General features: G+C 52.6%; 19 protein-coding genes. 6 read left to right on the top strand and 13 right to left on the bottom strand.

From position 1 onward, the window contains the following. Positions 1–10 precede the first annotated feature (10 nt). From IEV89_RS12305 to IEV89_RS12260, 10 genes are all read right to left on the bottom strand, one after another. The gene (locus IEV89_RS12305; RefSeq protein WP_188473992.1) at positions 11–1,918 is read right to left on the bottom strand and encodes an ABC transporter ATP-binding protein; all 1,908 of its coding nucleotides are present in this window, start codon (positions 1,916–1,918) and stop codon (positions 11–13) included. A gap of 43 nt (positions 1,919–1,961) precedes the next feature. After that, positions 1,962–2,927 (bottom strand): N-acetyl-D-Glu racemase DgcA, encoded by a 966-nt coding sequence (gene dgcA / locus IEV89_RS12300; RefSeq protein WP_188473812.1) that lies wholly within the window; start codon positions 2,925–2,927, stop codon positions 1,962–1,964. After that, positions 2,927–3,937 (bottom strand): N-acetyltransferase DgcN, encoded by a 1,011-nt coding sequence (gene dgcN, locus IEV89_RS12295; RefSeq protein WP_188473811.1) that lies wholly within the window; start codon positions 3,935–3,937, stop codon positions 2,927–2,929. The genes dgcA and dgcN overlap by 1 nt, the downstream gene beginning before the upstream one ends. A gap of 281 nt (positions 3,938–4,218) precedes the next feature. Further along, positions 4,219–5,319, bottom strand: coding sequence for a porin (locus IEV89_RS12290; protein WP_308420875.1), 1,101 nt, complete (start codon positions 5,317–5,319; stop codon positions 4,219–4,221). A 674-nt stretch (positions 5,320–5,993) separates the two neighbouring features. Continuing rightward, positions 5,994–7,712: an ABC transporter ATP-binding protein gene (locus tag IEV89_RS12285; protein WP_188473810.1), complete on the bottom strand. Its 1,719-nt coding sequence runs from the start codon at positions 7,710–7,712 to the stop codon at positions 5,994–5,996. A 776-nt stretch (positions 7,713–8,488) separates the two neighbouring features. Further along, positions 8,489–8,722: a hypothetical protein gene (locus tag IEV89_RS12280; RefSeq protein ID WP_188473809.1), complete on the bottom strand. Its 234-nt coding sequence runs from the start codon at positions 8,720–8,722 to the stop codon at positions 8,489–8,491. A gap of 102 nt (positions 8,723–8,824) precedes the next feature. After that, a complete protein-coding gene (gene narI, locus IEV89_RS12275; protein WP_188473808.1) occupies positions 8,825–9,502 on the bottom strand; it encodes a respiratory nitrate reductase subunit gamma in 678 nt (225 codons plus the stop codon). Continuing rightward, complete coding sequence (gene narJ / locus IEV89_RS12270) at positions 9,499–10,236, bottom strand: nitrate reductase molybdenum cofactor assembly chaperone (protein WP_188473807.1); 738 nt, start codon at positions 10,234–10,236, stop codon at positions 9,499–9,501. The genes narI and narJ overlap by 4 nt, the downstream gene beginning before the upstream one ends. After that, positions 10,236–11,771, bottom strand: a complete 1,536-nt coding sequence (gene narH / locus IEV89_RS12265; protein WP_188473806.1) for a nitrate reductase subunit beta — start codon at positions 11,769–11,771, stop codon at positions 10,236–10,238. The genes narJ and narH overlap by 1 nt, the downstream gene beginning before the upstream one ends. Next, the gene (locus tag IEV89_RS12260) at positions 11,768–15,544 is read right to left on the bottom strand and encodes a nitrate reductase subunit alpha (RefSeq protein WP_188473805.1); all 3,777 of its coding nucleotides are present in this window, start codon (positions 15,542–15,544) and stop codon (positions 11,768–11,770) included. Before IEV89_RS12260 ends, narH begins: the two co-directional genes overlap by 4 nt. 384 nt (positions 15,545–15,928) lie before the next feature. Here IEV89_RS12260 and IEV89_RS12255 point away from each other — a divergent pair, with 384 nt between their 5' ends. Then, positions 15,929–16,948 carry a transporter gene (locus IEV89_RS12255; RefSeq protein ID WP_188473804.1) on the top strand — a complete coding sequence of 340 codons (1,020 nt, stop codon included), beginning with the start codon at positions 15,929–15,931 and terminating at the stop codon, positions 16,946–16,948. Positions 16,949–16,963: 15 nt separating this feature from the next. Here IEV89_RS12255 and IEV89_RS12250 read toward each other — a convergent pair whose 3' ends face one another. Both IEV89_RS12250 and IEV89_RS12245 read right to left on the bottom strand, forming a co-directional pair. Beyond that, positions 16,964–18,661, bottom strand: coding sequence for a chloride channel protein (locus tag IEV89_RS12250; RefSeq protein ID WP_188473803.1), 1,698 nt, complete (start codon positions 18,659–18,661; stop codon positions 16,964–16,966). Between the two features lie 91 nt (positions 18,662–18,752). Further along, the gene (locus IEV89_RS12245) at positions 18,753–19,652 is read right to left on the bottom strand and encodes a LysR substrate-binding domain-containing protein (protein ID WP_188473802.1); all 900 of its coding nucleotides are present in this window, start codon (positions 19,650–19,652) and stop codon (positions 18,753–18,755) included. Positions 19,653–19,758: 106 nt separating this feature from the next. Between IEV89_RS12245 and IEV89_RS12240 the strand changes: the two genes are divergently transcribed. From IEV89_RS12240 to IEV89_RS12230, 3 genes are read left to right on the top strand one after another with little or no spacing between them, the layout of a single operon-like run. Then, the gene (locus IEV89_RS12240) at positions 19,759–20,094 is read left to right on the top strand and encodes a carboxymuconolactone decarboxylase family protein (RefSeq protein WP_188473801.1); all 336 of its coding nucleotides are present in this window, start codon (positions 19,759–19,761) and stop codon (positions 20,092–20,094) included. A gap of 2 nt (positions 20,095–20,096) precedes the next feature. Next, positions 20,097–20,504: a tautomerase family protein gene (locus IEV89_RS12235; protein WP_188473800.1), complete on the top strand. Its 408-nt coding sequence runs from the start codon at positions 20,097–20,099 to the stop codon at positions 20,502–20,504. Positions 20,505–20,515: 11 nt separating this feature from the next. Beyond that, complete coding sequence (locus tag IEV89_RS12230; RefSeq protein WP_188473799.1) at positions 20,516–21,070, top strand: DUF4865 family protein; 555 nt, start codon at positions 20,516–20,518, stop codon at positions 21,068–21,070. A 61-nt stretch (positions 21,071–21,131) separates the two neighbouring features. Here the strand turns inward: IEV89_RS12230 and IEV89_RS12225 are convergent, their stop codons facing one another. Continuing rightward, on the bottom strand, positions 21,132–22,547 hold the full coding sequence (locus tag IEV89_RS12225) for a NarK family nitrate/nitrite MFS transporter (protein ID WP_188473798.1): 1,416 nt from the start codon (positions 22,545–22,547) through the stop codon (positions 21,132–21,134). A 334-nt stretch (positions 22,548–22,881) separates the two neighbouring features. Here IEV89_RS12225 and narX point away from each other — a divergent pair, with 334 nt between their 5' ends. Together narX and narL are read left to right on the top strand one after the other, a co-directional pair. Next, positions 22,882–24,714 (top strand): nitrate/nitrite two-component system sensor histidine kinase NarX, encoded by a 1,833-nt coding sequence (gene narX / locus IEV89_RS12220; RefSeq protein WP_188473797.1) that lies wholly within the window; start codon positions 22,882–22,884, stop codon positions 24,712–24,714. Further along, positions 24,711–25,361, top strand: coding sequence for a two-component system response regulator NarL (narL, locus tag IEV89_RS12215; protein WP_188473796.1), 651 nt, complete (start codon positions 24,711–24,713; stop codon positions 25,359–25,361). The genes narX and narL overlap by 4 nt, the downstream gene beginning before the upstream one ends. Positions 25,362–25,828 lie beyond the last annotated feature (467 nt).

Here is a 25,828-nt window from a genome sequence, read left to right as displayed (position 1 = left end):
TAAGCGTGAATTATGTCTCTGATACCCAGTGGTGAGGGCTTACCTGCCGATACCGTTTTTTTTCTATCTGCATTCCCGCCGGATGGACCGGCGATTTCACTTCCACATCATCAAAATTACGCGTCGTACGCCTTGATGGATCCGCCACCGGCACGGAGCTAAGCAAGCGACGGGTATACGGATGCTGGGGCGAGCTGAAGATCGCCTCGCGCGGGCCAATCTCCACAATCTGTCCGAGGTACATCACCGCCACGCGATTCGCAATGCGCTCCACCACGGCCATATCGTGGGAGATAAATAGCCACGCCACGCCAGTGTCGCGCTGTAAATCCATCATCAGATTCACGACCTGCGCCTGGATAGACACATCAAGCGCTGATACCGCTTCGTCTGCGATAATCACCTGCGGTTGCAAGGCCATCGCACGGGCAATGGCGATGCGCTGGCGCTGGCCGCCTGAGAATTCGTGCGGGTAACGCCGTGCGTGTGACGGCTCCAGCCCGACGCTTTCCAGCAGTTTGTTTACCGTGGGCGTGGCGTGCGCCAGCGACTTCGCCAGCCCGTGCAGCAGCAGTGGTTCAGCAATGGAAAAACCCACCGTTAAGCGCGGATTCAAGGAGGCGTAAGGGTCCTGAAATACCATCTGGATTTGACGGCGCACCGCCTGAAACGGCTGGTCACGCATCAACGTGATCTCTTGGCCTTTCAGATGAATACTCTCAGATTGGCTGTCTGCCAGGCGCAAGATTGCCCGGCCGGTGGTCGACTTACCGCAACCACTCTCGCCGACCAGTGCCAGTGTTTCGCCCGGCCAGATGGAGAAATCGATCTGCTCGACGGCATGAACCTCTTTGGTTAACCGCGAGAGCACGCCGGAGCGGATCGGGTAACAGACGCGCAAACCGCGCACATCAAGCAGCGGAGGGACGGCGTAATTGGCGGTGATTTGATCACCCTCATCGGCTAAAACAGGCACATCATCAGTGGCAATCGGTTGCTTTCCTGGCGAAGAAAAAGTGTTCAACAACGGAAAACGGCGTGGCCATTTTAGGCCCTGCATATCACCAAGCTTTGGCACTGCAGCCAGCAACACACGGGTATAAGGATGCTGCGCATTGGCGAAAATCTCGGTCACACTGCCCTGTTCCACCACGCGCCCCTGATACATCACCACCACGCGGTCAGCAATTTCTGCGACCACCCCCATGTCGTGGGTAATAAACATCACCGACATATCGGTGCCCTGTTGCAAATCACGCAGAATTTGCAAAATACGTGCCTGCACGGTGACGTCGAGCGCAGTGGTCGGTTCATCAGCAATCAGAAGCGCAGGATCACAGGACAACGCCTGAGCAATCATCACCCGCTGGCGCATACCGCCGGACAGCTCATGCGGGTAACAGTGTAAAATACGTTCGACATCAGGAATGCGCACCTGCCGCAGCAGTTCTCGGGCTTTATCGAGCGCAGCTTTTTTGCCACAGATTTGGTGATCGAGCAGCGCTTCGGTGAGCTGATCGCCCACCCGTAGCACCGGATTGAGCGACGTCATGGGTTCTTGAAAAATCATCGCCATCTCCTGCCCGCGCAGCTTGCGTCGTGCCTCTGCAGAGGCCGCGGCCAACGGGTGCCGCTGGCCGTCGCGGGTAAAGAAGTCAATGTCGCCATCGTCAATGTGGGCAGAGTCCGGCAATAAACCCATGACGCTCAGTGAGGTGACTGATTTCCCTGATCCGCTTTCGCCGACCACGGCCACCACTTCACCTTTATTAATAGAAAAGGAAACGCCTTTTAGTGCCTGGGTCTTGCCCTGGCGGCCAGAAAAACTGACCGTCAGGTTGTTCACCTGCAGAATGGGCCGGTGAGGCTTGTCCGTTGATACCGTTTGCGCATCGCTGGGGTTGTCTTGAGTGGCCAGTTCTGTATTCAAAAAGCATCTCCTAAAGAGTTAAACAGGGAAATTACAACCAGACTTCACCTTGGTGATAACGCAATGCTGGTTCGGCGTCTTGTGCCAGCCAGATCGGCCCGTCGAGATCGACGCATTCCGCCTGCACGGCGACAGGAAGCGCCGCTTCCATCGCAATGGATGAACCTAGCATGCAACCCACCATGACGCGCAGGCCCATCGTTTTGGCCTCGGTACACATAGCCAGCGCTTCGGTCAGCCCACCGCATTTGTCCAGTTTGATGTTGATCATCTCGTAACGGTCACGCAAATGGGCAATGTCAGAACGCTGATGGCAGCTTTCATCAGCGCACACCGGAATAGGATGCAAACAACGTACCAGTTCATCATCATGACCCGCAGGCAACGGCTGCTCGATCATGGCAACATTAAAGTCATGCAAGGCATGAAACAGACTTTCAAGATCCAGCCCGGTCCAGGATTCATTGGCATCAACCACCAGCGTGGCGTGCGGTGCCACATGGCGGATTGCCGCGACCTTCTCAACGATTTTCTCGCCGTTAAGCTTAATCTTCAGCAACTTAACGCCGCCTGCAACCGCTTCTTCAGCGGCGGCCACCATATTCTCCAGCGTATCCAGACTCAGCGTTTCAGCGCTGATGACGCTCTCTGGCTGATCCACGCCAAGCAACTGCCAGACGGTTTTCCCCTGACGTGCGGCATCCAATTTCCACAGTGCGCAGTCCAGAGCATTACGCGCCGAACCTTGTGGCAGCGCCTGTTGTAGCGCCTCGCGGCTTAAACCCTGCTCGACGTGCGACTGGATCTGCACCAACTGCTCAGTAACGCTCTCTGCCGATTCCTGGTAGTGCGGCGTCGGAGTACATTCACCGGTCCCGCTGTACTCGCCGTCCGTCAGATGCACGCGCACTACGGTCACCGCGGTGCGCGCACTGCGCGAAATAACGAAAGGCCGGGCCAATGGCAGCGCCAACGTTTCAAAGGTCATGGTGATCATCAGCCGTTGTCCTTAATCCACTGCGCCATTTCCTGAATACCAAAGCGCACCGGATCAGTGGCCGGAACGCCGAATTCCGCCGTAATATCGGCCAACGCACTACGAGCTTCGTCTTCACTCACCCCGGAGGTATTGAGAGAGAAACCGGCCAGTTTCACATGTGGGCTGGTCAGCTGCGCTGCCGCCAGATTGGTGTCCACACACTGGCGCAGGGTTGGCATGGGTTGATGCGGTAAATGACGCATATGCGGGCGACCTAGTTCGTGGCACATCACCAGCAAATGAGCCTGCGCGCCATGAATCAGCCCCATGCTGACACCGGCAAACGACGGGTGATACAGCGAACCCTGCCCTTCAATGATGTCCCAGTGATGGTCCTCATTGGCCGGGGAAAGCGCTTCCACCGCACCGGAGATAAAGTCGGCGATCACCGCATCAATGGCGATACCTGACCCGGCTACCAACACGCCGGTCTGGCCGGTTGCGCGGAAATCAGCGTTGAGATCCAGTGCTCGCATGGCGGCTTCGAGCGCCAACGAGGTGTACATTTTGCCAACCGAACAGTCAGTACCGACGGTCAGAATTCTTTTACCGCTGCGTTTAATGCCGGTACCGGTATCCAGCGCCGGACGCATATGACGGACATCGAACAGCGCCACATGATGCTCTTTCGCCAGTTCGACCAGTTCGGGAATATCGTTCAGGCCCTGATGCAGTCCGTTAGCGACATTTAGCCCAGCGCGAATAGCCGTTTTAATAGAATCCAGCCAGTGGGCAGGCAACTTACCGCCGGAGTTGGCCGTGCCGAGCACCATGGTTTTTGCGCCCCGTGCTTTGGCGGTAGCGATGTCCATCTCTTCCAACCCGAGGGAGACCGAATCCGTAGCCAGACGGATCTGGCCGATACAGGAATCAGGACGCCAGACGTAAATGCCACGTGCCGTTTTCGCCGCCAGCGGATCCATCACATCACCGAGGAACAGTAAATACGGCATGGGAATATGTTGCATATCAGTTTCTCTCCAAAAAAATGTCAGGGAACAGATCCGGTTTTTGTCACCGGTAGACTGACTATTTCATGTGAGAGCAATGCTTGCGAATACTTGTTTAGCTGGGGGGTATACCTTCAGGCTATAGGTAACTATTTTATTGAAAAATAATGGGATTTTGACGAATTAACAACGTAGATAAGCATTAAATTGCAGACATAAAAAAAGGCAGAGCCAATGAACTCTGCCTTTGGAATTACCATTTTCAGACACAGAAACGGGTAATAACTCGTGGATTCAACTTAGAAACGATAGGTCAGAGCGACGGTCATGATGTCGTCGGTATTCAGGCCCAGTTTGTTGTCGTCACTCAGTTGGTTGATCAGGTAGTCAGCATAAACATACATGTTCTTGTTGAAGTAGTAAGTTGCGCCAACTTCAAAGTATTTCACCAGGTCTGCATCGCCAATACCGTTTTCGATGTCTTGTGCTTTAGACTGAACGTAACCTACAGAAGGACGCAGGCCGTTTTCGAATTGATACTGAGCAACAAATTCAATGCCCTTGGTTTTATTGGCGTAACCCGCTTGCGCTGGCGTCAGACCAACGGTAGGCACGCTGATGTTAGTCATGTTGCGGGTTTCGTTGTACATCGCCGCCAGGTAAAGCTGGTTAGCGTCATACTTCAGGCCAGTTGCCCATGCAGTCGCTTTGTCGCCTTTACCGTAGGTCGCGCTAGTCTGAGCATTGGTACGGTCAGAAGCTGAACCTGCCAATACTGCACCGATACCGCTGCCGGCAATGTTTTCATAATCCAGTGACGCGCCGTAGCCGTCGCCGTTAGATTTTGCACCACTACGGCTGTCATTCTCGTTTTTGCCCTGATATTGCAGAGCAAAGTTCAGACCTTCAACCAGACCGAAGAAATCTTTATTACGGAAGGTTGCCAGACCGTTAGAGCGGCCTACCATGAAGTTGTCGCTGTAACCGGTGTCGCCGCCGTATTCAGGCATCATATCGGTGAACGCGATAGCGTCATACACCACGCCGTAGTTACGGCCGTAGTCGAATGAGCCGACATCTTTAATTTTAAGACCCGCAAAGCCCAGACGTGTTTTGGTGCCTTCGGTGCCTGCTGATTCAGCGTGGTTAGCCTGAACGTTGTATTCCCACTGGCCGTAACCGGTCAGTTGGTCATTAATTTGAGTTTCGCCTTTAAAACCGAAACGCACATATGTTTTATCACCGTCAGAACTGGTGTTATCACTGAACTGGTGTTTACCATTTACGCGGCCATATAAGTCTAATTTATTGCCATCTTTATTATAAACTTCTGCCGCGTTTGCTACGGAGGATGCAACAATTAAAGAGACCATTACGGCCAACACACTGCGCTTCATCATTATTAAAGTTTCCTTGATTTTTTATAAAGGATTTCTCATGCCCGCTTTTAAATAATCAGGCTGTGAGTTTTAAATGTTTTAAAATGCTTCTGTCTGTAAATCGGTTTGAACCTTAGCATTAAGCACAAAAAGTTAAAATGAAAAAGTTCGGGAATTTTGGTTAATTTTGAGTAAATAGTTGTTACTAAGTATTTCTAACTTGAATTTATAACTTACTGATTATACGTATTTTTTGCACAAGCCACTGCACCAGCCAAGTGCATCTCCCTATTTTGGTGCAATTTTTGATGAAATTTGTATAGTTTTTGTAGCAGAGATCACTTTACAGCCGTGGTGAGGGAAGGTTAACAGTTGTTAATAAAATAATAGTGATTACAACGTTATTGCACCAAAATAATACATAGCCTGCTGTGTATTTAAAATAAGTTTGCTTAGCCAAAAAATAGAAAAAAGATAAAGTGTGATTTATATCCCACCACATTTTTCTTTTCTTTTTTTATAAAAGAATAATAAGCTAAATTTTTCCCGCTCATTATCGAACAATACGTTTCAATGCTAATTGCATTGAACAAAATAGGCCTGTTTAGGATGCCCGATTGGGGTATTATTTGTGCAAAAAAAAACCTCTTGTTCAAAAAAGAGGTTTTTTGATGAAGCCGTAAAAAAGAGATTAATTACTCAGAACGGAACTGGGCCGCGTGGAGTTGAGCATACCGGCCCTGTAATGCCAGCAGTACCTGATGGCTACCCTGCTCGATAATGCCTTCTTTATCGACCACTACTATACGGTCGGCATTTTGAATCGTCGCCAGCCGGTGGGCAATCACCAGCGTGGTACGCCCCTGTGACAATTCAGCCAGTGATTGCTGAATCGCCTGCTCGGTCGCCGTATCCAGCGCAGAGGTCGCTTCATCCAGAATAAGGATGGGTGGATTTTTAAGGAAAATACGCGCTATCGACAGGCGCTGTTTCTGCCCACCGGAGAGTTTCACACCCCGCTCGCCAATCACGGTGTCCATGCCCATAGGCAACGCATCAATCACATCATCCAGGCGTGCCTGTCGTGCCGCCTCGCGGATCTCGAATTCCGTCGCATCCAGTTTGCCGTAGGCGATGTTCTCACGAATGCTGCCGCCGAACAGAAATACGTCCTGTTGCACGATCCCGATGTTATTACGCAGTGAAACCTGGGTCATATCGCGGATGTCGATACCATCAATGGTGATCCCACCGCTGTCCAATTCGTAAAAACGGGGTAACAGTGAACAGAGCGTCGTTTTACCCGCACCGGATGGACCAACAAAAGCCAGCGTCTCACCCGCTTTGATCTCAAGATTAATGCCATTGAGGATTTTGCTGGCCGGTGTATAGCCGAACACCACATCGCGGTAGCAAATATCACCGCGCAAATGCGCCACCGTCTGCGCAGTGGGACGGTCAACAATGTCCGGTGCAGTATCAATCAGTTGGGTAAAGCGTTTAAAGCCCGCAATGCCTTTCGGATAACTCTCCAATACCGAGGTGATTTTCGCTACCGGGCGGAAAAACACCTCCACCAGCAGCAGGAACCCGACAAAACCGCCATAACTCAGCTGACCATTCACCACATACCAGGTTCCGGCGATCATGATGATAATCTGGATCAACCGCGTGCTGAGGTAGCTTAAGGTCAAGCTGGCCGTCATGATGCGGTAGGCTTTCAGCTTGGTGGTGCGATAGCTTTCATTATCCCTGGCGAAGAGTGTTTCCTCATGCGCTTCGTTTGCAAAAGCTTTCACTACGCGGATACCACCGATGCTCTCTTCAATCCGTGCATTGAAATTACCCACCTGCCCGAACAGACGCCGCCAGGTTTCGGTCATCTGAGCGCCGTAGCGGCTGACCAAAAACGTCATGAACGGCACAATCACGATGGTCATCAGCGCCATCGGCAGATGCACCGTCGCCATCAGGATAAACGCACCGATAAAGGTCATGATGGCAATAAACAAGTCTTCCGGACCGTGGTGCGCCACTTCCCCAACTTCTTCCAGGTCCTTGGTGACGTGAGTAATGATATGACCCGTTTTAGTGTTATCGTAATAACGGAAAGAGAGTTTCTGTAAATGGCTGAATGCCTGACGCCGCATATCCGTCTCAATGCCCACCCCCAGCGCATGTCCCCAATAGTTGACGATGGCCATTAAACCGGTGTTCAGCATATAAATCAGTAGCAGGCCGACGGTCGCTGCCAGGATTAGCACAAAGTCATGGGCTGGCAGCAGTTTATCGATGAAGACTTTAATGGCCATTGGAAAGCCCAGCTCCAGCAATCCGGCGAGGATCGCGCAACCGAAATCGAGATAGAAAAGTTTTTTATAGGGGGCGTAATAGGCAAAAAAGCGGCGGAGCATCGTCGATCCTTATTGGAATAGCCCAGGCGCGGGCAAGCTTGCCAGTCTAAATGAAAATTGTTCTCAGTTCATTGGGAAATGGCGTTCCCAACCCGCCCTTTAAGTTCAAGTTCAAGTTCAAGTTCAACTTCAAGGTCAAGACCTTGGGTTGCCACCCAAACTGGCCTCAAGGGTGGCTTATCGCCGCCACCCTTAAGAATCCCGGGCTCTTTTAAAGACAGCAGCTGCGCAGGTCACAATGGCCGTGTTTCAGGTATCTCAGCGATAGCCGCAAAATGTCGCCGCTTAGGCGGTACCCTCACTTCAGGTTCGGACCTGCTCGCAATAGACCCGCTCACAGTTTCTCACCGTTCGTTCGGCGTCATTTTTGAATGCGGCCTCGACATTTTAAAGGTCAACGCCATGCAGGTTTTGATTTTGAATTTAAAGAAGCTTCAGCCGTGTTCAAAATGTCACCGGCAAGTCGGTGGAGAGACAACATCTTTACCGTTGGCTCGAACCCGTAGCCGGGTAGCCCGAAGGGCTGACATTTTACGGCGATAACGAAAGTGCCTGAAACACGGCCATTGTGACCTGCGCAGCTGCGAGAGCCGCATAAAAGAGCCCGGAGGTCCTGGGGGCGGCGGCGACTGGCCGCCCCTAGGTCGGTGTGGGCCGATGCCCACGACCTTGACCTTCAAAAGCAAGTTCGGAATGCAATCCGAAGCCTGCCCGGTGTGGGCCGATGCCCACGACCTTGACTTTGAATTCGAATTTGAATTTGAATTTAAAAAAACTTACTGCTTCGCTTTACGCCGAATCACGATCCAACTGATCAACCCCAACACGCCCCCAAACACAATAAACCAGATACCCATTAATAACTGGGGTGGCATTTCTCCGCCGAGCGTGGGATCGCTGTTGCCCACAATCAAACCGTGAACCACGGCGACAATGCCGATCACGATGAGGATCAGACTGTTACGCAGTAAGCGACGCGGCAGGGAGAAGGGTTTTCTTTCAGTAGCCATGATGAGCATCCTTGGTAAATAGCGGCATTAACATAATAAAAAGGCGAAGGGCGCATCATAGCGCCCTTCTGTTTCTTGTCAAAATACCCTGTGCTGTGTCGGTCAGCGGCGGTTACGCACCAGTTGGTAGCGACGAGTGAGATACTCCACTGGCGCGCTCCAGATATGCACCAAACGGCAGAACGGGAACAGCAGGAAGAGTGTCATCCCCAGCACGATATGCACACGGTAAATCAGCGCCACACCCTCAAGATGCGCGGAAGCGCCGCCGTGGAAGGTCACCACCGACTGCGCCCAGCCCACCAGTTTCATCATTTCGCTGCCGTCCATATGTTGAGCAGAGAACGGAATGGTGCCGAGCCCAAGGCATACCTGGACCACCAGCAAGGCGATGATCATAATGTCACCCGCGCTTGAGGTTGCCCGCACTCGCGGATTACACAGACGTCGCTTGAGTAACATGGCACCGCCCACCAGCGTCATCAAACCACAGGCTCCGCCTGCCCACATGGCCATTTGCTGCTTCACGGCAATCGGCAGGAAGGACTCATACATCCAGTGCGGTGTCAACATGCCGAAGGCGTGGCCAGCGAAGATGCCAAGAATGCCGACATGGAACAGCGGAGAAGCAATGCGCAGCCCTTTTTTGTCCATGATTTGGCTGGAACCTGCACGCCAACTGTATTGTCCGTAGTCATAACGCAGCCAGCTACCGACCAGGAAAACGGTACCGCAAATATAAGGGTAAATATCAAATAAGAAAGTATTGAGGAAATTCATGGCCGTGCATCCTCTGTCGTTGTCACTCGAAGGGGTCCTGCATCAAGGTCGAGATATTGAGGCTGGACAGCCCCGGCGAAGCGCTTTTGATGGGCCGCTTCTTCTCCGCTGGTACAGCTCTGCTCACCGAGGAAGGTGATCTGCTCCTCTTCCCATACCGCATCCAAAGCAGCCGGTGTGTCATCGCGCACTTCTTGTTGCAGGCTCGGACGCACATCTTCACTGGCCAGTTCACTACCGGACATCGCCAGCAGCAGATCGAACAGAGAGGAATAGGCGCTGTCACGTTCCTGTAAGCGAGCGCCCAGCAAAGCCAGAATCGGCGCAATATCTTTCAGTCCGTCACAGGCTTCGGAAACCGTCATAGTAGAAAGGTATTCCAGATAGAGCGGCAGATAGTCCGGCAGTTCGCGGCTGTCGATCTCCAGACCGGCAGCCCGATACTGTTCCATCAAATCCACCATGGCCTGACCGCGATCGCGGGATTCACCGTGAACATGTTCAAACAGCAACAGCGACGTCGCACGACCGCGATCGAATAGGCCGGTATACGCAGACTGGGCATCCAGCAAGTCTTGTTTGCAGAAAGCCTGAATGTACTGCTGCAGAGCGAGGCGCTGTTGTGCATTGATTTCCGTTGATTCGTTTACCGCTTCGACCACCTCCAACTTATGCAACCAAAGGTCTTCAGATGGATAATCCAGCAGTAAGCCGATGAGTCGTAAACTGTTCATTAGCGCTTCCTCTCTGTTTTCGCGCCGATGTCGATAGCATCAATTCGCTTGCTGTTAAACAGATTGAATTGGGTGTCGCTACCGTGGCAACCATCACCAAAACTGAACCCACAACCTTTGGCTTCCGGGAAGGCTTCTCGCGCCTGCTCACGGTGGCTGGAAGGCACCACGAAACGGTCTTCGTAGTTGGCAATCGCCAGATAGCGGTACATCTCCTGTGCCTGCGCTTCGCTCAGACCCACCTGCTCCAGCGCAGAGGTATCCACCACGCCGTCCACCGTTTCCGCACGTTTGAAATGGCGCATCGCCAACATTCTTTTCAGTGCCCGCAGCACTGGTTCAGGATCGCCCGCGGTCAACAAATTGGCCAGGTATTGCACCGGAATACGCAAGCTTTCGACATCAGGCAATACGCCAGTATGTGGCAGTGCGCCTGCATCGGCGGCGGACTGAATCGGCGACAATGGCGGCACGTACCAAACCATCGGCAGCGTACGGTATTCCGGGTGCAGCGGCAGTGCCAGCTTCCACTCAATCGCCATTTTATACACCGGCGACTGGCGAGCGGCGTCCATCACAGAGATTGGAATTCCGTCCTTCTCAGCCTGTGCGATCACCTCCGGATCATTCGGATTAAGGAAGATACTCATCTGGCTTTGGTACAGATCTTTCTCGTTTTCAACCGATGCCGCCTGTTCGATACGATCAGCGTCATACAGCACCACACCGAGATAGCGGATACGGCCTACACAGGTTTCGGAGCAGACCGTTGGCTGCCCGGCTTCGATACGCGGATAGCAGAAAATACATTTTTCTGACTTGCCGCTTTTCCAGTTAAAGTAGATTTTTTTGTACGGGCAACCGGTCAGGCACATACGCCAGCCACGGCATTTATCCTGGTCGATCAACACGATCCCGTCTTCGTTACGTTTATAAATCGCACCGCTCGGGCAGGTCGCCACACAGGCAGGGTTGAGGCAGTGTTCACACAGACGTGGCAGATAGGCCATGAAGGTGTTTTCAAACTCGCCATACATCTCTTTTTGCATGTTAGCGAAGTTTTGGTCAGCTGAACGCTTGCTGAACTCGGTGCCTAAATCATCCTCCCAGTTCGGGCCACCGACGATGTTATTCATGCGTTTACCGGTCAGCAGCGAGCGTGGACGCGCCACTGGTTGATGTTTACTCTCTTTGGCGGTGTGCAGATGCTGGTAGTCAAAATCGAATGGTTCGTAATAATCGTCAATTTCCGGCATATGCGGGTTGAGGAAAATTTTGTGCAGCAAATTCATTTTGCCGCCCATACGCGGCTGCAGCTTGCCGTTAATTTTACGGATCCAGCCACCCTTCCATTTTTCCTGATTTTCCCAGTCGGTCGGGTAACCCAGACCTGGCTTGGTTTCGACGTTATTGAACCAGGCGTACTCCATGCCTTCACGGCTGGTCCAGACGTTTTTACAGGTTACGGAACAGGTATGGCAGCCGATGCATTTGTCGAGATTTAGCACCATGCCGACTTGTGAACGAATTTTCATTTGGCTTTCTCCTGTACTTTCTTCTGTACAACCGCGCCCTGTACGTAGTCGTTGCCTTCGTCATCTAACCAGTCGATACGGTTCATTTTGCGCACAATCACAAATTCATCTCGGTTGGAACCTACGGTGCCGTAATAGTTAAAGCCGTAAGAAAGTTGGGCATAACCGCCGATCATATGCGTCGGTTTTGGACAGACGCGGGTCACCGAGTTATGAATGCCGCCACGTTGCTGGCTGATTTCAGAACCTGGAATGTTCACGATGCGTTCCTGCGCGTGGTACATCATGGTCATCCCCGATGGCACCCGCTGGCTGACTACCGCACGGGCGCTCAGTGAGCCGTTAGCGTTAAAGGCTTCGATCCAGTCGTTATCTTCAACACCCAACTGTTTTGCATCCTCTTCACTCAGCCAGACAATCGGCCCGCCGCGGCTTAACGTCAGCATCAGCAAGTTGTCACTGTAGGTGGAGTGAATGCCCCATTTCTGGTGCGGCGTCAGGAAGTTAAGCGCCATTTCCGGGTTGCCGTTCGGCTTGGCATTGAGCAGCGGCTGTGCCGCACGGGTATCAATGGGTGGACGGTACACCAACAAGCTCTCACCGAAAGCACGCATCCACGCGTGATCCTGATAAATCTGCTGGCGACCTGACAGCGTGCGCCATGGAATCAACTCATGGACGTTGGTGTAACAGGCGTTGTAGGACACGTGCTCATCTTCCAAACCAGACCAGGTCGGACTGGAGATGATTTTGCGCGGCTGGGCCTGAATATCGCGGAAGCGGATCTTCTCATCTTCTTTGTTCAGCGCCAGATGCGTATGGTCTATACCGGTGTTTTGGCTGAGTGCCGCCCAGGCTTTGACGGCGACCTGACCGTTAGTTTCCGGTGCCAGCGTCAGAATGACTTCGGCAGCGTCGATCGCGGTGGCGATATTTGGACGCCCTTTGGCCGCACCATCAGCCTTGGTGTAATTGAGTTTTTTAAGCAGCTCGATTTCGCTGTCGGTGTTCCAGCTAATCCCTTTACCGCCGTTGCCCAATTTATCCATCAGCGGACCAAGCGAAGTGTAACGTTCGTAGGTGTTTGGGTAATCGCGTTCCACGGTCACCAGATGCGGTGCGGTCACGCCAGGTATTAAGTCGCAATCGCCTTTTTTCCAGTCTTCCACACCCAATGGCTGCGCCATTTCAGCGGCGGAGTCGTGTTGAATCGGCAGGGTTACCAGATCGGTTTCTACCCCCAGATGGCCGACACAAACACGAGAGAACTCTTTGGCGATGCCTTTGTAGATTTCCCAGTCACTTTTTGAATCCCACGCCGGATCAACGGCGGCAGACAGCGGATGAATAAAGGGATGCATGTCCGAGGTATTCATGTCGTCTTTTTCGTACCAGGTCGCCGTTGGCAGCACGATGTCGGAATAGAGACAGGTGCTGGACATGCGGAAATCGAGCGTCACCACCAGATCCAGTTTGCCTTCGCCGCCCTGATCCTGCCATTCGACCTCTTCCGGCATAATGCCGCCCTGCATCCCGAGATCTTCTCCCTGAATACCGTGTTCTGTACCCAGCAGATATTTCAGCATGTATTCGTGGCCTTTACCGGACGAGCCGAGCAGGTTTGAACGCCAGACAAACAGGTTACGCGGGAAGTTCTGCGGATCATCAGGCTGTTCTGCCGCAAAACGCACACTGCCGTCTTTCAGGCTGTCGACCGTATATTCCTGCGGGGTTTTACCGGCCTGTTTCGCCATGTCAGCCAGATTCAAAGGATTGACGTTCAACTGGGGCGCGGAAGGCAACCAACCCATGCGCTCAGCACGTACATTGAAATCAATCATGCTGCCAGTGAACTGCGATTTATCTGCCAGCGGCGACAGCAACTCCTGCGGCGCGACAGTTTCATAGCGCCACTGGCTGGAGTGGTTATAGAAGAACGAGGTGCTGTTCATCTGGCGCGGCGGACGCTGCCAGTCGAGGCCAAAGGCCAGCGGCTGCCAGCCGGTTTGCGGACGCAGTTTTTCCTGACCGACATAGTGCGCCCATCCGCCCCCACTCTGACCAACACAACCGCAGAACACCAGCATGTTGATCAGGCCGCGGTAGTTCATGTCCATGTGGTACCAGTGGTTCATACCGGCACCGACGATGATCATTGAACGGCCATGGGTTTTGTTAGCGTTATCGGCGAACTCGGTCGCGATACGCACGATATTTTGTTGTGAAACCCCGGTGATCAGCTCAGCCCAGGCTGGGCTGTAGGCTTTCACCTGGTCAAAGGTTTTAGCGCAGTTTTCATCATTCAGACCACGCTCAACGCCATAATTGGCGAGGGTCAAATCGTAGACACTGGTGACTAATACGCTGCTGCCATCGGCCAGTGGCAGGCGCTTCACCGGCAGCTTGTGCAGCAGCACTTCTTCCAGCGCAACGCTGTTAAAGTGTTCGCTGACCGCACCACCAAAGTAAGGGAATCCAACCTCAACTACGTCATCATGCTTGTCCATCAGGCTCAGCGTCAGGCTGACTTCTTGCTGATCTTTACCTTCTCGAGCTTGCAAATTCCATTTGCCTTTCTGGCCCCAGCGGTAACCGATGGACCCCAGCGGAGAGACCAGTTCGCCGCTGGTTTCATCAATAGCGATGGTTTTCCACTGCGGGTTATTTTCCTGACCAAGATTATCCACCAGGTCAGAAGCCCGTAGCATACGGCCAGCAGCATAAGAGCCATCTTCACGCGGCTCCAGCATCACCAGCATTGGCATGTCGGTGTAACGACGCACATAATCGATGAAGTATTGGCTTGGGTTATCGAGGTGGAAGGATTTGAGAATAACGTGGCCCATGGCCAGTGCCAGTGCGCTGTCGGTGCCCTGTTTTGGCGCTAACCAGTGGTCACACAGTTTGGCCACTTCGGCGTAATCCGGCGTGATCGCCACCGTCTTGGTGCCTTTGTAGCGCACTTCAGTGAAAAAGTGAGCGTCGGGCGTACGGGTCTGCGGGACGTTGGAACCCCAGGCTATAATGTATGACGAGTTGTACCAGTCAGCAGATTCCGGCACGTCAGTTTGTTCGCCCCAGGTCATCGGCGACGCCGGTGGCAAGTCGCAATACCAGTCGTAGAAACTCAGGCAGACGCCACCGATCAGCGACAGGTAACGAGCACCCGCCGCATAAGAGACCATCGACATCGCCGGAATAGGTGAAAAGCCGATAATGCGGTCCGGGCCAAAGGTTTTGGCGGTGTAGACGTTAGACGCGGCGATCAGCTCATTCACTTCCTGCCAGCTGGAACGCACAAAACCACCGCGTCCACGTGCCGCTTTATACTGTTTGGCTTGTTCAGGTTGGCTGATGATCGAACCCCAGGCATCCACCGGATCGCTGTGTTTCAGCTTGGCTTCGCGCCAGAGTTGAATCAGCTTCTTACGCATCAAGGGATATTTAAGGCGATTGGCGCTGTAGAGATACCAAGAGTAGCTCGCGCCACGCGGGCAGCCGCGCGGTTCATGATTGGGGAGATCAGGACGGGTACGCGGATAGTCGGTCTGCTGGGTTTCCCAGGTGACCAGGCCGTTCTTGACGTAGATTTTCCAACTACAGGAGCCGGTACAGTTAACACCGTGAGTGGAACGCACCACTTTGTCATGCTGCCAGCGGCTACGGTAGCCATCTTCCCAGTCACGATTGGTATTCAGCGTCTGGCCATGGCCATCAGCGAAGGGTTCCGCTAGCGTTTTAAAATAGCGAAACCGGTCAAGAAACTTGCTCATCCGAGACTCTCCTGTGCAAAGGCTTATCGCGCTTTGTCATTATGTGAATGGCGGGGATACAACGTCATTGCTCAATATGCAATCAGGGTATGCACCCCACACGCGCGCCTAGTTGATTACGATCAAGCCACAGTCGTTAGGTGATTATTTATATAGCGAAAAATACCCCCAAAGAGGTAACTAAGGGCTACTAGTTAAGGCATTGATTCTTAATACATAAATCTCAACATTCAACTAGGATTGGCCCATAAAGTGTTCCCGTGGGAAATTAGGGGTGAGGCGTGGTGGATTATTACAAAATTGTGAAATTAGCATTTCGGTTATTGTATTTACGCCGATTACTGGCGTAATGGGTCACCCGTTTTTCGCCATCAGAACATCGACATGCAGAAAGAAAAACCCGCCGTACTCAATTTCAATAAAGAAGTTACAGGAATGATTTACGGTTTTGTCTTCCGCCCTGACCAACCGCCCGAAAGAGTTTCCTCTCAGCAGGTGCAGGAGACCTATCAGGATATCCATCACGAACAGGGATTCATCTGGATCCATGTCAATCTCAATCATGCCATGTCAGAAAAATGGCTTAAGAAGCATTTTTCTGTAGGAGACGCTTTCTTCGAGGAGATCCGTGAGGGTTCACGCAGTACACGCATAGAACGGCTGGACGACATTTTACTCGCCGTGCTAAACGACGTGATTTTTCATCCGGAAGGGACAAGCGATGAGACGTCAACACTCTGGCTAAGCTGTCATCAACAACTTGTCGTTACCGCCCGTCATAAACCGGTGAGATTGATCGAACGCCTGTTTAAAAGGCTTGAACATCTGAATATTGGCTCACCGACTGAGCTGTTGGTCTATTTATTGGAAGAACAGGAGGCGTTGCTGGAGCAGATTGTCCGCCGCGCCAATCAGTATGTTGACATCATCGAGGAGCGCCTGCTCAGCCATCACGTAAAGAAGAACCGCGCCAATCTGGGACGTTTGCGGCGGATGCTATTGCGCTTCCAGCGTTTACTGGCCCCCGAACCGACCGCGCTTTTCAGGCTGTTCAACCGCCCGCCTGCGTGGATTGCGCCAGATGTAGTCCAGGATTTACGTCAGTTTGCCGAAGAGTTTTCCGTGGTGCTCAACGACCTGATTGCTCTGACCGAACGCATTAGGTTGCTGCAGGAAGAGATCACATCACGCCAGATGGAGCAAAGTAACCGCACCTTGTATGTGTTGACGGTTATCACCGTTCTGGCGCTACCCATTAATATTGTGGCGGGTTTTTTTGGCATGAACGTCGGCGGAATTCCTCTTGCCAACAATCACCATGGGTTTGTTTTACTGGTGGTGATTGTTGCGATTTTTACCCTGCTGGCAGGCTGGTATGCGTTTAAAAGAAGAGACGATAATTAGCATTTTTTAACACTATTACAGAAAGCTTTTAGCTTTATTGAGCAACGAGGCTTTGGTTACCACGCCTAGCAGACGGCGGGTTTCGGGGTTTTCCAGTACAGGCAGTCGTTCCAGTGGGGACTCACTGAATGTTGCCCATGCCTGCTCATAGCTGGCGTTTTGATACAGTATGGAAAATTCCTGCTCAATAAAACGCTCAATCGAGCTGTCAGGTTTCAGACTGCCATCAATAATACCGCTGGCTAATACATTGGTGGGGACCACGCCGAGGAAACGTTCCTGCCGGTCCACGACATAGACATAACGGGTACGCTGTTTCAGCCCTTCGGTGACCACGTCAGACAGCATTGAATCCACGACCATTTTCGAACAAGGGACGATCAACGAGGCAACCGAGCTGTATTCAAACTCATTTTTCGCGGCAAAACGTGCATTATGCCGGGACAGCACCGGGTATGTTCCTCCGTTTTTCAGCCTTGAGGCCACCACGTAGGAGATCGCTGTTGCCAGCATCAGCGGGAACAACAGCGAACTATTGAGCGTCATTTCGAACGCCATCATGATGGACATCAGCGGTGCGTGGCTGGTCGCCGCCAGTAAAGCACTCATCCCGATGGCAGCATATAAACCGACCGGTCCAGGATCAAAGCCCAGCCATTGCAGGAACGTACAAACCAGCGCCCCGCTGGCAGCACCGATCAGCAGCGACGGCGTAAACAATCCTCCTACCGCACCAGAACCGACGGTGATCGCCGTGGCAACAATTTTCAATATCAGCACCAGCAGCAGCGAGGTATGTAGCTCACCGTTGTTGAGGATCAGGTCGATCACTTCAAGACCGTTGCCCAGCACCAGCGGCGACACCATCGCTACCAGCCCGACAGCCAGCCCACCCAACCCAAGGCGCAACGCCGGATGTGAAATGGGTTTCATCCACTGACGGACTTTGTCGATGGAGGCAATAAACAGTGGCCCGAGCGTGCCGGTCACCACGCCGATTGCGAGCACGGTAACAATGGCGCCCGGCGACGGGCTGAAGATGGCAGAGGAATAAAGGTAGAGCGGTTCGTAGTCAGTCACCGAGCGAACGGTGAGCACCGCCACCGAGGCAGAAATAAACAGCGGGATCAGCCGCTGTACGGCGGTCACCCCAAAGGCAATTTCTGCCACGAAAAGCGCGCCCGCAAAGGGCGCGTGATAGACAGCGGCCAACCCACCTGCCGCCGCCATGGCAATAACATCTGACTGGTGCAAAACGCGCAAACGGGAAAAGCGCCCGAGCAAGCTGCCGCTGAGTGCCGAAAGCTGCACCATCGCCCCTTCACGGCCAATCGACCCGCCGCTGGCGATACTGGCCAGTGAGGACGCCGCCCGCAGCAAGGTGCTGCGCAACGGAATCCCCGGCAGGCGCTGGTCAATCACGTCGAGATAGTCCGGCATGTTGCCATGCTTGCGTTCGACATTCATCGCCCAAAGTAGGATAAAACCGGCGACCACGCCGCCAACGGTGGTGATCAGTGGCCATATCGCCCGCGGGTATTCGAGAAACGCTTTGGTAATATCGCTGCCGTCAGTGAACATTAGGCCGTTAATGCCCGAAATCGCCCCGCGAAAAGCAATCGTGACCAACGCGGCGATGATCCCGGCCGGAATAGCGATCAAGAGATTAATGAGGTCGCCCTTTTGCCAGGCGTCGGCTGCTTTCAAAGTCATGTTGTTCCGTAAGTGGCTGTATCGGCCGGTTCCGCAGAGTAGCATTTTACCGATGAGCAGCACACCTGCCGGCTCAGGTCTTTCTCTTCTTTTAGCCATCGTGACTGCGTAATCGATGGCCCGCAAAGAAATCCATTATCGCCCCTTTCAGGCAGTTGGCCGCATCACCAGGCTGAGTCTGACTCTGATGCAGACTGATCCCCACTTCACCGGGTGCGGGTAGCTGGTTTAAGACCCGCAATGTCTGAGGCATGCCAAAATCGGTGCGCACAGTGATACCAAGCCCCGCCGACATCGCCGCCCAGATCCCGCTAAGGCTACGGCTGGTAAACGCAATCCTCCAGGGAATACCCGCATGGTCCAACGCAGCGGTGGCGGCACTTCGCATCAAACAGGGCGCTTCAAACACCAGTAAAGGCAGCGGCTCACCAGAGTGCAAATAGTGTTCAAGAGAAAAATGCTCAGCGCCAATCCAGCGTAAAGCACTATGCCCGAGAGACTGGCTGGTCGGAAAACACGGTTCGTCATCGGCTTGCCAACTTACCGTCAGATCGAATTCACTATGGCGTATCCCCTCGAGCAATTGCTGATTACGGGTAATACTGGCAGAAAGTTGCACCTGAGGATGGGCACGGGTGAAGGTGCCGAGAATAGCCGGTAGCAAAGTCTCACCAAAGTCTTCCTGCATACCCAGATTCAGGCTGCCATTCAGTGGGCTGGCCAACAGTGCCGCGCTGGCTTCATCGTTGAGCCTCAGAATCCGCCGCGCATAGCTCAGCATGACTTCACCCCGTTCGGTCAGTATCAGATGTCGGCCAGATTTTTGTACCAATGGCGTCCCTGCCTGCTGCTCGAGTTTTTTCAACTGAGCACTGACCGCCGACGTCGAACGCCCCAAACGGTCAGCCGCCAGCACAAAGCTTCCAAGCTCAATTCCAGCGACAAAACTCCGCAACGCCTCAGCATCAAAAGTGATCGGTCGTTTGGCCATGCTTTAGCATCCTGTTTTTGTGGATTAACATTACTGTTATTTTCGATTTTCAGGATAATTATAACCGCTTATTCTCAGCTTCACACCCGTACTAAAGGACGCTGATATGAGCACAAACACCCCTCAAACACTGACATTGGAAATCATGGCGATTCTGACACCGAAATTGGCTGAGCTTACTGAGCAGGTCTTGTTTGGCGATCTTTGGGAAAGAGATGAGCTCTCTGTACGTGACCGCAGCCTGATCACGGTCGCCACCTTGGTTGCGCTGAACCGCGTTGAACAACTGCCTTATCATCTGACTCTGGCGATGAAAAACGGGGTTACTCAGCTTGAGTTGAGTGAACTGATCACCCATTTGGCTTTTTATGCAGGATGGCCGGCGGCAGCCTCAGCCTTGACCCCATTTGCCCATCTGATGATGGAAAAAGAAGGAGAATAACCATGCCATTTACCCGAATCTCTCTGCCTGCTCACCGTATTGATCGCTGGCAGGCGGTGATATCTGCCACGTTGCAGGAGGCACTGATCAGCACATTTTCCGTCCCTGAAGAGGATTGCTTTCAGTTGTTCGAGCCGGTCAGTAGAAGCCAGCGCGTGATTAATCCTACCTATTTGTGTGAGAAAAAAGATTCAGAGCAAAACTGCCTGCGTTCAGAAGACTTTCTGCTCTTCCATATTACAGGAGGTAAGCCACGTAACACCGCGCAAAAACAGGCGTTTTACCAAAATCTGGTTGGGCAATTACATCATAAGCTCGGTATTTCTCCTGCCGATGTGATGATTGTCATCAGCTTTACTCAGCCAGAAGATTGGTCATTCAGCCATGGAGAAATGTTCTCTATTACATAAGGCTCTATATCATGATTGCCATGCAATACAGTTTCACCCTGCCTGCGGATTACGACATGGGGATTATTGAAAAACGTATCACCGACAATGGCCATTTATTGGATGGCTATCCGGGACTGATTTTTAAAACATATCTTTATGCTCGCCTCGATGACATGAAAACCGGCAGTACGGAGAATCTCTATGCGCCCTTTTATTTGTGGCGCGACGCAGAAAGCCTAAATCACTTTCTCATTAGCACGGGTTTCCAGGGCGTAGCTAAGGCATTTGGATGGCCTCAAGTCAGAACCTATCCGGTGGTGGCTGCACGTTTAAGCGATGATATTGCTGATGCTGTTTTCGCCACCAGAGAGATCAGTGATATCGCCCCTTTCAGCGCGCTGTCGCAACTTGTCGGTGAACCCACCTTAGATGCGCTGATTGATATCGTCGCGTGGGACACGACAAATTGGAAAAAAATCCATTTCACGGCAGGAAAAAAGATCATTGCCGGTAACGGACAGCATTATCGGATCAAGCATATCTCGTTGCCGCTGCAGGCAAACATCGCCTCACGATCCTCATGATAAAAAAGGCTGCCCACAGGCAGCCTAAGTGTTCGGTCTTGCGACGCTGACGATAAAATAATTACTGCGCTTTTTTGGTGGCAAAACCTTTATTCAGCTTACGCCAGTAAACCCCCCAGGTGATCACCGCGCAGACCACATAGAACACCAGGAACACTTTCATCGCACCCGCGGGTGAACCGGTGATAGCCAGTGAGGTACCAAAAGCTTTAGGAATAAAGAAGCCGCCAATCGCGCCAATCGAAGAGATAAAGCCCAACGCGGCTGCGGTATCGGTCACTGCCTCACGCTGCGCAGACTCTGCGCTATCGCCACGAGCCAGCGCTGAATCAGTGGTCAGTCTGCGGAAAATCACCGCAATCATCTGATAAGTCGAACCACTCCCCAGACCGGCCGTCATGAACAACACCATAAACACGCCGAAGAAGGCCGCAAAGTTACCGCCACCCCCTCCCTGTGGTAAGGTGAGGAACAGCAATGCCGCCGTGATCGCCATCACCACGAAGTTCCAGAAAGTCACTCGCACGCCACCTAAGCGGTCAGAGAGCATACCGCCGGCTGAACGCGCCAGCGCACCGATGAGCGGCCCGAAGAAGGCATAATGCATGATGTTCACATCAGGGAACTGCGTTTTAGTCAGCATCGCAAAACCGGCTGAGAAGCCGATGAACGAGCCAAATGCCGCCAGATAGAGCACACTCATGATCCACAAATGGCCGCGTTTGAGTACCGGTAGCTGTTGGCGAATTGATGCTTTCGATGACGCCAGGTCATTCATACCCAACCAGGCCGCCAGGGTGCAGATCAGCAGGAATGGCACCCAGATCCATGCCGCATTTTGCAACCACATGCTGCTGCCATCGGCCAGCGTTTGTGGGTCACTGAACGCGCTGAAAATGCCCAAAGAGATCGCCAGCGGTGCCAGCAACTGCATCACGCTCACGCCCATATTGCCCAGCCCGCCATTGATGCCCAGCGCACCGCCCTGTTTAGCTTTCGGGTAGAAGAAGCTGATATTGCCCATGCTTGAGGCAAAATTCGCACCACCAAAACCGCACAGCAAAGAGATGATCAGGAAGGTATTGTATGACGTGGTGGTATCCTGCACCGCAAAGCCCAGCCAAACGCAGGGAATAACCAGGAATACCGTGCTGATGGCAGTCCAGCGGCGGCCGCCAAATAACGGGATCATAAAGGAGTAAGGTACGCGTAAAATGGCACCTGACACCGAAGGGATAGCCGTCAGCATAAAGAGTTGATCGGTCGTAAAATTGAAACCCACTTTGTTCAGGTTGACGGAAACCAGACTGAACAGCATCCATACACAGAAGCCAAGCAGCAAGGAAGGTACGGAGATCCACAAATTACGGCTGGCAACTTTATGACCGCTTTCAGCCCAGAAAGCCGGTTCTTCCGGTCTCCAGTCCTGTAGCAGGCGTGATTTTTTTTCAGTCAGTGTTGATGAAGTGTGTGACATAGAACCCTCAGTATGCAGCACATTGGCGTTATGAATGCTGCACACACTAGGTAGTGGTCTCTTGCTTGATGTTGATGCAAATCAACCCGATGATGAGTAGGTTTTCGGGGTTAAAACGGGTGGCGTCCTTTGTGAGTACGACAAATAATAAAAATAAAGCACTATAAATCAAAGTATTGATTACAAAACCCTCTTAATCCGGCAGAGTAAATATCGGCAGTGGAAATTAGTGGGTACTCCTATTGGGGTATTTTTGATTATGGCGAGATAATAAAAAATACGTACGTACAGGCAAGATGTCTTTTCCACAGGTTGTATCAACAGGAACTCATTCATGATTAAACGCGCCTTCACCCCGCTTTCGCTGGTCAGCCAGATTGCATTATTGATGCTTCTGTTAGGCCTGCTGGGTATTGGCAGCATGAGTGTGGCAGCCTGGATGGCGCAGAGTATTCAGGGCAATGCTCACGCCATTAATAAAGCGGGCTCGCTGCGCATGCAAAGTTATCGCTTACTGGCCGCTGTCCCCTTGACGAAAGAGAGTGACAGATATTTACGTCAGATGGAGCAGGATCAAGACAGCTCGGATTTACGCCGTGCCGTACAAAGCGAGAACTTACAACCCGAGTTCGACGCACTGCGCAGTTACTGGACAACCACGCTGAAAGGTCAGATTCAACGGGCAAAACACCCGGCTCAGGTGGAGGCCAATGTGGTGGTGTATGTGAGTCAACTCGACAAAATGGTCGCCGCACTGGAGCATAAAACCGAATATCATCTGGCACTGATCTCTATGGTACAGCACGGCCTGCTGGCATTCACACTGATGCTGCTGGCGCTGACCATCTGGTTTTTACGCCGCCGTTTACTCGAACCCTTGCGGCGCCTGCTGGCGCAGGCCAATGCGGTCAGCGCCGGGGAATTCAGCCAACGCTATCAGCCCATGCACTCTTCTGCGGCAGATACGCGGCATCCGCATAATGAGATGGATATTCTCGGCCAATCGCTCAATAGCATGTCGCTGGCGATGGAGCAGTTGGTCGACAGCCTGGCGCAAATGGTGGCCAATAAAACAGCCGATCTGCAACAAAAGAACCAGGTGCTGGATTTTCTCTACCGTGTGAGTCGCCAATTGCACACCAGCGCACCGCTCGAACAGCGTCTGGTCCCGGTGCTGGAAGAGTTACAAACTCTGACGCCGCTGCAGTCCGTGCAGCTACGCCTCTACGAGAACGACAGCGCCGAGCTGTTTAATGACATTGGCAGTCCGCAACCAGCGGATAAAAAAACACGGGCCGCTCAGGCTCAACATCATCTGCTTAGCGATAACATCCAACCGGATGAAGGTCATCCGCGCCAACCGCTGAGCTGGAGCCTGGGTGATGAACGGGAAAATTACGGTGTATTGCTGGCTCAATTGCCACAGGACTGCCAGCTTAATAGCGATCAACAGCAATTGATCACCACCTTGCTGGAACAGCTGACCAGCTCGCTGATGCTGGCGCGACAGGCTGAGCATCAGCAGCAATTGATGTTGATGGATGAACGTTCGGCCATCGCCCGGGAACTGCATGACTCGCTGGCCCAGTCGCTCTCGTGCATGAAGATTCAGATTGCCTGCCTGCAGATACAGGGCACCAATCTGAGCGAAGAAAACAGCCAGTTGATCCAGCAAATTCGCGATGAACTGAATACCGCTTACCGCCAGCTACGGGAATTGCTGACCACCTTCCGCCTGAAAATGCATGCGCCGGGTTTGCGGGCGGCACTGCAACATACCGTGGATGAGTTCTCCGGGCGCATGGGCATCAACATTACCTTCGATTACCAGCTACCTTCGCGTTCGGTACCGGCGAATCAGGCAATTCATCTGCTACACATCGCCCGCGAAGCACTTAATAATACGTTTAAACATGCCAGGGCTACCCACGTTTCCCTGAAGTTGACCTGCGAAAAAGGCCAGATTCTCATGCAAGTGGACGACAACGGCCAGGGGCTTCCCGCGAATATTGAACGACAAAATCATTACGGCCTGATCATTATGCAGGACCGCGCCAAAAGTTTGCATGGTGAATGCAGCATTGCCCGCAGGGTCAATGGTGGCACCAACGTTACCGTGCGCTTTCGCCCCGATGCATTGCCCATTAATCCTCAGGAGCAAGTATGACCGACATGACCCCTTCCACCATCCTGCTGATCGACGACCACCCAATGCTGCGCAATGGCGTCAAGCAACTTATCGCGCTGGACCCCATGCTGCTGGTGATTGGCGAAGCGAGCAATGGCGAACAAGGCGTTGAGCTGGCAAAGGAACTGGACCCCGACCTGACCCTTTTGGATCTCAATATGCCCGGCATGAACGGTCTGGATACCTTGGATAAAATGCGCCAGACCTCGCTGTCAGGCCGTATTGTCGTGTTTAGCGTCTCGAATCATGAAGATGATGTGGTGACAGCGCTTAAACGTGGCGCTGACGGCTATCTACTGAAAGATATGGAACCTGAAGATTTACTGGCTGCATTGCACAATGCCGCTGCCGGTAAAATGGTGCTGAGCGAAGCGCTGACGCCGGTGCTGGCTGCCAGTCTGCGGGAAAGCCGCCCCAGCGGTGACCGTGATATTCAATCCCTGACGCCACGTGAACGCGATATCATTAAACTTATCGCCGAAGGATTACCGAATAAAGTCATCGCTCGCCGTTTGAACATCACAGAAAGCACCGTCAAAGTCCATGTGAAACATCTGCTTAAAAAGATGAAACTGAAATCTCGCGTCGAAGCGGCGGTTTGGGTATTGCAAAGTAATGTGCTTTAGGGTGGGCGCTGGCCCACATGCACTTTTAAATTCAAATTTAAATTCAAGTTCAACTTCAAGTTCAACTTCAAGGTCGTGGGCTCGCCGCCCACACTGGCCCAAAGGGTTTTGAACGAAACCCTTTGGAATCCTGCGTTTTTTCTTTTTTCACACCGCAGCTGCGCAGGTCACAATGGCCGTGTTTCAGGTATTTCCGTTATAGCCGCAAAATGCCGCCGCGTTGCGGTTCCTTCGCTGCGGGTTACAACCCGCGCAAAAAGACGCGCGGTTTTCCACCTCTTGCTCAGCGCCATTTTTGAATGCGGCCCACGCTTTTTTAAAAGATAAAGACGTGTCTGGTTTTGAATTTGAAAAAGCCCCGGCCGTGTTCAAAATGTCACCGGCAAGTCGGTGGAGAGACAACCTCTTTATCGTTGGCTCGAACCCGCAGCCGGGGATCGCGGAGCGATGACATTTTACGGCTATCA

Origin of the sequence: Hafnia psychrotolerans, assembly GCF_014639435.1 — a bacterium.
Classification (GTDB): Bacteria; Pseudomonadota; Gammaproteobacteria; order Enterobacterales; family Enterobacteriaceae; genus Ewingella; species Ewingella psychrotolerans.
The sequence above is the reverse complement of the archived record's forward strand: the minus strand, read 5'-3'. Positions and strand labels throughout refer to the sequence as shown.

Bases quoted from the DNA above. Each gene is read 5' to 3' on its own strand.
- IEV89_RS12235 (WP_188473800.1), top strand. From the start codon at position 20,097: ATGCCATTTACCCGAATCTCTCTGCCTGCTCACCGTATTGATCGCTGG.
- IEV89_RS12285 (WP_188473810.1), bottom strand. From the start codon at position 7,712: ATGCTCCGCCGCTTTTTTGCCTATTACGCCCCCTATAAAAAACTTTTC.
- narL (WP_188473796.1), top strand. From the start codon at position 24,711: ATGACCGACATGACCCCTTCCACCATCCTGCTGATCGACGACCACCCA.
- dgcN (WP_188473811.1), bottom strand. From the start codon at position 3,937: ATGCAACATATTCCCATGCCGTATTTACTGTTCCTCGGTGATGTGATG.
- dgcA (WP_188473812.1), bottom strand. From the start codon at position 2,927: ATGATCACCATGACCTTTGAAACGTTGGCGCTGCCATTGGCCCGGCCT.
- IEV89_RS12255 (WP_188473804.1), top strand. From the start codon at position 15,929: ATGCAGAAAGAAAAACCCGCCGTACTCAATTTCAATAAAGAAGTTACA.
- IEV89_RS12225 (WP_188473798.1), bottom strand. From the start codon at position 22,547: ATGTCACACACTTCATCAACACTGACTGAAAAAAAATCACGCCTGCTA.
- IEV89_RS12245 (WP_188473802.1), bottom strand. From the start codon at position 19,652: ATGGCCAAACGACCGATCACTTTTGATGCTGAGGCGTTGCGGAGTTTT.
- narX (WP_188473797.1), top strand. From the start codon at position 22,882: ATGATTAAACGCGCCTTCACCCCGCTTTCGCTGGTCAGCCAGATTGCA.
- IEV89_RS12280 (WP_188473809.1), bottom strand. From the start codon at position 8,722: ATGGCTACTGAAAGAAAACCCTTCTCCCTGCCGCGTCGCTTACTGCGT.
- IEV89_RS12290 (WP_308420875.1), bottom strand. From the start codon at position 5,319: ATGATGAAGCGCAGTGTGTTGGCCGTAATGGTCTCTTTAATTGTTGCA.
- narI (WP_188473808.1), bottom strand. From the start codon at position 9,502: ATGAATTTCCTCAATACTTTCTTATTTGATATTTACCCTTATATTTGC.
- IEV89_RS12230 (WP_188473799.1), top strand. From the start codon at position 20,516: ATGATTGCCATGCAATACAGTTTCACCCTGCCTGCGGATTACGACATG.
- IEV89_RS12250 (WP_188473803.1), bottom strand. From the start codon at position 18,661: ATGACTTTGAAAGCAGCCGACGCCTGGCAAAAGGGCGACCTCATTAAT.
- narH (WP_188473806.1), bottom strand. From the start codon at position 11,771: ATGAAAATTCGTTCACAAGTCGGCATGGTGCTAAATCTCGACAAATGC.
- IEV89_RS12240 (WP_188473801.1), top strand. From the start codon at position 19,759: ATGAGCACAAACACCCCTCAAACACTGACATTGGAAATCATGGCGATT.
- IEV89_RS12260 (WP_188473805.1), bottom strand. From the start codon at position 15,544: ATGAGCAAGTTTCTTGACCGGTTTCGCTATTTTAAAACGCTAGCGGAA.
- narJ (WP_188473807.1), bottom strand. From the start codon at position 10,236: ATGAACAGTTTACGACTCATCGGCTTACTGCTGGATTATCCATCTGAA.